General features: G+C 63.2%; 5 protein-coding genes and 1 pseudogene. 4 read left to right on the top strand and 2 right to left on the bottom strand.

What is annotated here, in order from left to right; translation table 11 throughout:
- Positions 1-192: 192 nt before the first annotated feature.
- Together FNJ47_RS44020 and FNJ47_RS44015 are read right to left on the bottom strand one after the other, a co-directional pair.
- The gene (locus tag FNJ47_RS44020) at positions 193-387 is read right to left on the bottom strand and encodes a hypothetical protein (protein WP_163162778.1); all 195 of its coding nucleotides are present in this window, start codon (positions 385-387) and stop codon (positions 193-195) included.
- A 140-nt stretch (positions 388-527) separates the two neighbouring features.
- Positions 528-1,592 carry a ketopantoate reductase family protein gene (locus FNJ47_RS44015; protein ID WP_163162776.1) on the bottom strand — a complete coding sequence of 355 codons (1,065 nt, stop codon included), beginning with the start codon at positions 1,590-1,592 and terminating at the stop codon, positions 528-530.
- A 234-nt stretch (positions 1,593-1,826) separates the two neighbouring features.
- On the opposite strand from FNJ47_RS44015, the gene FNJ47_RS44010 reads away from it, so the two are divergent.
- From FNJ47_RS44010 to FNJ47_RS43995, 4 genes and pseudogenes are all read left to right on the top strand, one after another.
- Entirely contained in the window at positions 1,827-3,053 is a 1,227-nt protein-coding gene (locus tag FNJ47_RS44010; RefSeq protein WP_163162774.1) for a TetR/AcrR family transcriptional regulator, read from the top strand.
- 394 nt (positions 3,054-3,447) lie between these two features.
- A complete protein-coding gene (locus tag FNJ47_RS44005) occupies positions 3,448-4,686 on the top strand; it encodes a branched-chain amino acid ABC transporter substrate-binding protein (protein ID WP_163162772.1) in 1,239 nt (412 codons plus the stop codon).
- 125 nt (positions 4,687-4,811) lie between these two features.
- Complete coding sequence (locus FNJ47_RS44000; RefSeq protein WP_163162770.1) at positions 4,812-5,759, top strand: branched-chain amino acid ABC transporter permease; 948 nt, start codon at positions 4,812-4,814, stop codon at positions 5,757-5,759.
- Positions 5,756-6,115, top strand: a pseudogene (locus FNJ47_RS43995) (ABC transporter permease subunit); the annotation flags it as partial. The gene FNJ47_RS44000 and the pseudogene FNJ47_RS43995, both read left to right, overlap by 4 nt.
- Positions 6,116-6,185: the final 70 nt, after the last annotated feature.

Below are 6,185 nucleotides of genomic sequence, written 5' to 3'. Positions count from 1 at the left end.
GCCACACGGCGTGCTCTCTCAAACGAGCGACGAACGGCGCACAAGCAATGTTGCGATAGCAAGGCGCATATCGATCATCTCGCCCGGAGCCACCCCTCTCCCCACCCTCCCCCGCAAGGGGGGAGGGTGCCTGACTGGCGTGCTCACCGCACGTGAGCGGGTCGCGACACTCGGGCGCTGCGTAGACAATCCTTACGCCGCCAGATGGCACTGCCCCATCTCGAGCCCGTGCCGGCGCCCGCGGGCGATGCCCTCGGCGATCGCCTTCACGACGATCTCGGCGTCGTCAGGGGAAAGATGGTCGAGCGGCTGCCAGGCGCGCATGATGTCCCGCGCGCGGTCGAGGTCGCCATAGATTGCAAGGAGAGGAAGCGACTTGATCGGCATGAGCGTGGCTCCCAACCGCAACTGCGCGAGCCTATCTCAGCCGGACGGGCCGAGCCATGCATTCGGCAGCCGCGATTGCATGCCGTGCCGGTCGCCGATGCATGGCGAGGGCGTCCCGCCCCCGCCATCACACGCTTCCGCTACTGGGCGCCGGAGCCGCCCTGCACGATCTTCTCGTTCAGCTTCTGATCGACGGTCTCGACCGTGCGGTCGATCTCGGCGCTCGGCGTGCCGAGCTGGTGCGAGATCAGCTTCACCAGCAGGTCGACGCGCTCGATGAACGGCGCGCCGGCGGCGACCGCGCGGGCCGCCGATGACGGCTTGAGCAGGCTTTCCGCCGCCTTGGCATACTTCGCGAACGGCACCTGGTCCGCGGGATCGGCGCCGAGCTTGCGCGCGATGCCGTCGACGTGGTCATAGATCGCCTGCGACCGCGTCAGATCGCCGTGCACGGCCTCGCGGATCGATTGCGGCTCTGTCGGCGTGATGCAGCGATAATTGCCGGTCAGCAGCATCGACCACTTCGCCAACGGCACGAACAGCGAGTCGAAAACCTTCAGCTTCACCGGCACGTCCTGGCCGTCGAGCGTCACCGCATCGATATCGGCCTCGAGCTCGCGCAGCACCTTGTTGTGCTTGTCGTCGGCGAACGCGGAAGCCTTGAAGTTGGTCGGCAGGCCGACATGCAGCACGTTGGCCTTCTCCTCCGGCGGACGGAACGCCTGCGGATCCGGCGAGCACAGCGTGACGAGGCCCGGCTCGAAGCGTTCCCACACCTGCGCGTTGGTGTAGGCCTCCTCGAGGTCCATGCCGGCCAGCGCGGGGATCCGCTTCAGATAAGGCAGCGGCGGCATGTTCATGATCGACAGGCACGGCAGCTTCGTCGCCGCGATCTTGATCATCAGCACGCGAACCGTGTGGTTGGTGTATTGCGGCTCCTGCATCGCAAGGCCGACCATGTCATAGCGCGACAGATCGACATCGGCAGGCGTGACGGCGTCGAGCTTGCCCGGCAGGTCGCGCGAGAAGATCGAGCGATGCTCCTTCTCGTCACGCAGCTTGATCCGCACCTCGGTGCCTTCGCGGTTGATCAGATCAGCGGTGTTCTTCCGGCACACCAGGGACACGTTGTGCCCCGCCATCAGAAGCTTGGTCCCCAGCAGGGAGCCGTAGGAAGCTCCGAGGATCAGAATGTTGCGCGCCATGCTCTCTTAAGCCCTTCTCTTCAAAATCCTGCCCTGAGGGTGATGCCGGCTGATGCCCGGTCGATATTGGCCGTCCAGCGTGTCCCCGGTCCGGCGTCCGCCAAATCACCCCTCGGACAACACGATCCATCTGGTGTATGGTATGCCACGGTCTATCGCAGATCGACAAGCCGCTGCCAAGGGGATTATCTCGCGTGCGGATTTTCGTTCCGCGATCAGGAAGGGCATTCGAGCTTGCAAGTCGCCGCCGACCCGACGGATCGGGCTGAAGAAATCCTTGTCTCGGCTTCCCGGCTGTTTGCGCGCCACTCCTATGCGAACGTGACGATGGAGCAGGTCGCCGCGTCGGTTCGGGCCGTGCCGGGCGCGCTCTATCACTATTTCCGCGACAAGGAAGATCTGATCTTCCACTGCTATCTGCGGGGACTAGCGATCTATCGGCACGAAATGGAAACGGCGGCCGAGCCCGGTATCGACGGGCTCGAGATCGTCAGGCGCTTCGTGCGCGGCCGGCTGCGGCCTGAAGGCCAGCGCATGATCCTGTTCACCGACATCGATGCGCTGGCCGCGCCCTACAGCAGCGAAGTCCATGCCAGGCGCTGGCAGAATGCCGCGCTGCTGGCGGACATTCTGGATCGGGGCGTGGCTGATGGTTCGATCGCCTGCGACGAACCGCTACTCACGGCCGTGGCGCTGATCTCGATCCTGGACTGGGTTCCATTCTGGCTGTCCGAACGCGACTACTACACGCGCCAACAGGCGATCGATGCGATCGACGACATCATCACGCACGGCGTCTACCGGCGCGAGATCGCGATACCTGAGATGCCCGAGCCGCTCAGCCTTGCCCCGTTCCTCCAGTCGCGCGCAGCGCTGAACAAGCGGGCCGCGAAGTTCGACAGGATGCTGTCGATTGCCTCCGACAGCTTCAACCGAAGGGGCGCTTCAGGCACATCGCTCGAGAGCATCGCCGTGGATGCGGGCATGACCCGCGCCGGCATCTACTATCATTTCAGCGAAAAGGAGAGCCTGTTGCTGGCCTGCTTGCGACGGGGGCTCGCCGGCGAGGTCAGCATTCGCGAACATCTGCAAGAGCACAGCCTCGGTGCATTCGATCACATCGTGCAGCGAATCCGCTTGCTGCTGATGCTGCACGACACGCCCTGCGGGCCGAAGACGACCTACCACAACATCAACTATCTCAATGACGTTGACCGGAAGGCCTATGTCGGAGACGTGCTGGCGACGATCCGGCAGGACCAGAACAGCTATCAGCGCTGGATCGACGAGGGCCGCTTCCGCCGCATCGACACGTATTTCGCAGAGCGTATCTTGACCGGAATGGGCCATTGGTATCCGATCTGGTTCAAGACCCGATGTGACTGGTCACCAGCAGAAATCGCCGATCATTTCGCGCGGCTGTTCCTCGTGGGCCTCAAGCCGCGCAGACATCCGGCCTGAACCGCAACGATAGCGATCCCAGTTGCTCCTTCCCCCTGACAGGGGGAAGGTCGGGATGGGGGTCAGCCGCAGACGATGCTGTCTGCGGAGAGAGCCGATCCCCACCCGCTTCGCTCTGACGCGCGAAGCGACCTCCCCTTTTCAAGGGGAGGTTGGAGCCGAGTAACAGACCACGCCAATTCCGACCGAGGCGAACGAAGGGCCTCATCCAAAAGTTTACCCGTAATTCAAAACCACGTTCGATTTCGATGGCATATAACCTATAACATTATAATACCTTCCGCTAAAACTTGACGCGGTATTCAAAGCCAAAGTTGCGAAGGCTCGGCAATTGGGGTTATGAGACGGCCTCGATCGCTGAAGATCAAGAAACACAAGCAAGGGAGAACGCAGGATGCATAAGCTGATCGTTGCCGCCGCGGCAGCGCTGACGGTGTTGGGAGGCGCGGCGTCCGCGCAGGAATCCATCAAGATCGGCTATATCGATCCGCTCTCCGGCGGCGGCGCCAGCGTTGGCGAAGGCGGCCTGAAGACGTTTCAGTATCTCGCCGACGAGTTGAACGCCAAGGGCGGCATCCTCGGCCACAAGGTCGAGATCGTTCCGCTCGACAACAAGACCAATCCGCAGGAAAGCCTGGTGCAGGCGCAGAAGGCGGTCGACGCCGGCGTCCGCTACATCACCCAGGGCAACGGCTCGTCGGTCGGTGCTGCGCTGGAAGACTTCGTCACCAAGAACAATTCGCGCAACCCCGGCAAGGAAGTGCTCTACTTCAACTACGCCGCGGTCGATCCGAGCATGACCAACGAGAAGTGCAGCTACTGGCACTTCCGCTGGGATGCGAACTCGGACATCAAGATGGAAGCGCTGACCAATTACATGAAGGGCCAGCCGACCATCAAGAAGGTCTACCTGATCAACATGGACTATTCGTTCGGCCAGTCGGTGCGCGTGGCTGCGCGCAAGATGCTGGGCGAAAAGCGGCCGGATATCCAGGTCGTCGGCGACGAATTGCACCCGATGCTCAAGGTCACCGACTTCTCGCCCTACATCGCCAAGATCAAGGCGTCGGGCGCCGACACCGTCGTGACCGGCAACTGGGGCCAGGACTTCGCGCTGCTCTTGAAGGCGGCGGCCGACGCCGGGCTCAAGGTCAACTGGTACACCTATTATGCCGGCGGCGCCGGCGGACCGACCGCGATCAAGCAGACCGGCCTCGAGAACCAGGTGTTCCAGATCAGCGAAGGCGTCCCGAACTCCGGCAACAAGGCGGCGATGGATTTCGAAAAGGACTTCCGCGCCAAGACCGGCATTTCCGTGTGGTATCCGCGCGCGGTCAACGAGATGCGGATGTTCAAGGCGGCCGCCGAGAAGGCCAACTCGATCGATCCGGTGAAGGTCGCGGCCGCGCTCGAAGGCATGAAGTTCGAAGTGTTCGACGGCGGCGAGGGCTTCATCCGCAAGGACGACCACCAGTTCTTCCAGCCGATCTACATCTCCTCGTTCGGCTCGCTGGCCGACAAGGCCAAGGAGCCGTTCGACGAGGAAAACACCGGCTGGGGCTGGCACATCGTCTCCAAGATCGACACCGAGCAGACGATGCTTCCGACCACCTGCAACATGAAGCGGCCCTGATCGGCCGCTCCCTCCTCCGTCATTCCGGGGCGATGCGAAGCATCGAACCCGGAATGACGTGATGCTCCTTTCCTTCGACAGGTCTTTGATCACGTGAACCGTTCCCAGTCTCACACGGGTGCGCCATGGCTGAATTGATCGTCATCTCGACGCTCAACGGCGTCTTGTACGGCATGCTCTTGTTCCTGCTGTCCAGCGGGCTCACCGTCATCTTCAGCATGATGGGCGTGCTCAACTTCGCGCATGCCAGCTTCTACATGCTCGGCGCGTTCTTCGGTTATCAGCTCACGCGCTGGATCGGATTCTGGCCGGCCCTAGTGCTGGCGCCGCTTCTGGTCGGCGCGGTCGGCATGGCGGTCGAGCGCTACGGCCTGCGCAACACCCACAAGCACGGCCATGTCGCCGAGCTGCTGCTGACGTTCGGTTTGGCTTTCGCGATCGAAGAGATCGTCTCGATGATCTGGGGCAAGAGCCCGGTCGATTATCGCGTCCCGGCGGTGCTCGACTTCCCCGCCTTCACCGTGTTCTCCACCAATTACCCTGCCTACAAGATCTTCATGCTGGTCGTGTCGGTCGTGATCTTCATCGCGCTGCTGGTCACGCTGAAGCGGACGCGGGTCGGCCTCATCGTGCAGGCGGCGCTGACCCATCCGAGCATGGTCGGCCATCTCGGCCACAATGTCGGCCGCGTGTTCATGCTGGTGTTCGGCGTCGGCAGCGCACTTGCCGGTCTCGCCGGCGTCATCGCCGGCCCCTCGCTGGTGACGCAGTCCGATATGGCCGCGTTCCTCGGCCCGATCCTGTTCGTCGTCATCGTGTTCGGCGGCCTTGGCTCCCTGCCCGGCGCCTTCATTGCTTCGCTGCTGATCGGGCTGATCCAGACTTTTGCAGTCGCGCTCAATGGTTCGCTGGCCAGCGTGTTCGGTCCGCTCGATCCGAGCCTCGGCGCCTCGCCGCTCACTGACATCTGGAACGTCACGATCGCCCAGATCGCGCCGATCCTGCCCTATCTGCTGCTGGTGCTGGTCCTGATCTTCCGCCCGATGGGCCTGTTGGGGACGCGCGAGTCATGACCAACGCCCCGACGCCCTCCATCGCCGCGGCCAAGCAGGAGCCCGGCAGCGCCCTGAGCTTCTATGGCGTCTGGCTGCTCGCCGCGGTCGCGCTCGTGGTGCTGCCGATGGTCTTCTCCTCCGGCGGCTCGCTGACCTCGTTCAGCCTGATCGGCATCGCGATCATCTTCGCACTGTCCTACAACATTCTGCTCGGCCAGACCGGGCTGCTGTCGTTCGGCCACGCCGTGCAATACGGCCTCGGCGGCTTCCTCGCCGTGCACGTCATGAACGCGGTCGCCAGCCACAACTGGCCGATTCCGCTGCCGGCGATTCCGCTGGTCGGCGGCATCGGTGGCGCCGCCTTCGCGATCGTGGCGTGCGCGTTTCCTATGCACTCCCCACACTGCCGACCCTCGACACCCTAGAGGTCCTGGTGGTCGCCGT

The organism is Bradyrhizobium uaiense (assembly GCF_010811875.1).
GTDB lineage: Bacteria > Pseudomonadota > Alphaproteobacteria > Rhizobiales > Xanthobacteraceae > Bradyrhizobium > Bradyrhizobium uaiense.
The sequence above is the reverse complement of the archived record's forward strand: the minus strand, read 5'-3'. Positions and strand labels throughout refer to the sequence as shown.